At 74.3% G+C, this 2,044-nt stretch carries 2 protein-coding genes; both read right to left on the bottom strand.

Annotated elements, in window-relative coordinates; translation table 11 throughout:
• A partial coding sequence (locus E2E34_RS33770) for a hypothetical protein (protein WP_138905635.1) occupies nucleotides 1-816 on the bottom strand: 816 nt, incomplete at its 3' end.
• Nucleotides 816-2,039 carry a type VII secretion protein EccE gene (gene eccE / locus E2E34_RS33765; protein WP_244316388.1) on the bottom strand — a complete coding sequence of 408 codons (1,224 nt, stop codon included), beginning with the start codon at nucleotides 2,037-2,039 and terminating at the stop codon, nucleotides 816-818. The genes eccE and E2E34_RS33770, both read right to left, overlap by 1 nt.
• Nucleotides 2,040-2,044: the final 5 nt, after the last annotated feature.

Genomic DNA, 2,044 nt, shown 5'->3' with positions numbered 1-2,044 from the left:
GAGCAGACCCGTCTCCGCGTCCGTGGGCTCGGTCATGACGTACTTGCGGTGCTTGCGCGTGCACCACAGGGCCACGTTGTCGGACAGCGTCGGCAGCATCTCCAGGTGCTCCGCCGGGATGCCGAGCGTCTCCCGTACGACCTCGGTCTCCTGGGGCGAGATGCGCTGGATCCCGACCAACTGCGCCTGCGCCAGCCAGCGCGGGGCGTGCTCCCCGACGAACGGCAGCACCGTCACCACGGCCTGCCACGGCAGCGACGTCACCCGGCCGCGCGGCGGACGCACACCGCAGTCGCGGATCAGCACCACCGGGCTGGACACCGAGGGGCCCTGGGCGGGCACCCGGCCCACCGGGTAGACGGTCATGCACTGCTGACCGCCGCCCGCCGCCTGGGCGAGCTGCTGCCAGGCCTGCGGACGGCCGGTCTCGACGGCCACGCGGGCCCCCGTCGCGGCCGAGCGCAGCGCCAGTACCTGGGCGATCCACAGACCGCCCACCACGACCACGTCGAAGGGGGTGGGCCGGGCCAGGCCGAGCACCGCGGGCTGCGACTGCGTGTCGGTGCCGATGATGACGCCGTCGTCGCCGATCGGCATGCTGATCGCCGCGATCTCCTCGGCGGTGACGACGTGACGGTTGCGGCGCGGTCCGCGCAGCCCGAACCCGGGGCTGAAGATGCGCCGTTGCTGCTGAGGCGTCTGTGGCCGGACGATCGGGATGAGACCGGTGTCGGTCGGCGAGGCGACGTGCGCCGGGGTACGGGCGGGTTCCTGGCCGCGCTGCCCCTGGTTCATGGTCGGTGCGGGGTAGGACATCAGGAGGTACCTCCGAGCGGCAGGGTGGCGAGTGCTCCGGGGACCTGTTCCCGGTCGAGGCGCACGAGGCCGACCTTGGACGCGCTCGCGGCACGCTCCAAGTCCCCGCGGACCTGGTCCAGTTCGTTCTCGCCCCGGCCGGTGATGCGCACGTGGCCGGTGACGGAGATCCCGCGGTTGCCCGCCTTGCTCAGGGTCATGCTGAACGTCGTCGCGAGGACGGGCAGCGAGGTGAACTGCGTGATCAGGCGCGGCAGCGCGACACCGCTGTCGCCCAACTGCGGCCAGCGGGAGATCCAGTACGTCGAGTGCCACCGGTCGTCGACCCGCCAGCTGCGCACCGCCTCGACCGTACGCCGCTGGGCCGGCCGCCCGTCCTGGCCGCGCTGGGCGTTGGCCCGGGGGTTGAGGCAGCTCGACGTCGCGAGCGCCTGTACGAGTTCGTTCTCGTCCAGGATGGTCGCCTGGAAACCGGCTCCGGCCAGCCGGCTCGCCAGCTGGTCCGCGACGCGCAGCAGCGCGCGCTGGGCGCCGGGGACGCCGTCGCCGCGCGCCTCCACCGCCTCGGGGCACAGCTCCGGGTCGAGCTTGAGGGCGACCCAGGTGAGCCGCAGCGCGGGGGAACCGGCCTGGGCCTGGAGAGGTCCGTACGACCGGGCCGCCACGGACTGCTGCGGCAGGTGCGGCGCGGGGGCCGGCTGGGTGTGCTGCACGACCTGCGCGGAGGCGAGCCTGATGCCGTCGACCTCCAGGGCGTCCTGGACCAGCTGGAGCGGCAGTTGGCGGCCGGCGAACCCGGGCCGCAGCGGCTCGTCGCCCGGCTGCACGAAGAGCACGGCGGTCAGGAAGGACCCGTCGCCGATCATGCCGATCGAGCGGTCGTCACGGGAGACGAAGGTGTACGTCCGCAGGGCCGGGTCGCACTCCACCGTCGGGGCAAGCAGCGGGTCCGTACCGGGCGGCACGGGCAGCTGGGCCTCGCGGCGGCGGCGCTTGAGGGCGCGCGTCGTCTCGTACCACTCGGGCAGCGGGCGGTGGTGCCGGCGCAGGATCGCCAGGAGCAGCAGCAGCGCGGCCACGGCGCCCGCCGGGGCGAGCAGCCAGCGCTCGGAGGTGACCCAGGCGGCCAGCATCACGGCGGCCGCGAGTTCGACCAGGATGAGCTGCTGCAGCCGCAGCGGCCCCAGGCCGCCGGGGTGGGGCAGCGTGCGCGGCGCCGCCAAGGGGC

The sequence above is a fragment of the Streptomyces albidochromogenes genome, assembly GCF_005981925.1.
GTDB lineage: Bacteria > Actinomycetota > Actinomycetes > Streptomycetales > Streptomycetaceae > Streptomyces > Streptomyces albidochromogenes.
Note: the sequence above shows the minus strand (reverse complement) of the source record. Positions and strands in the feature narration are given on the sequence as shown.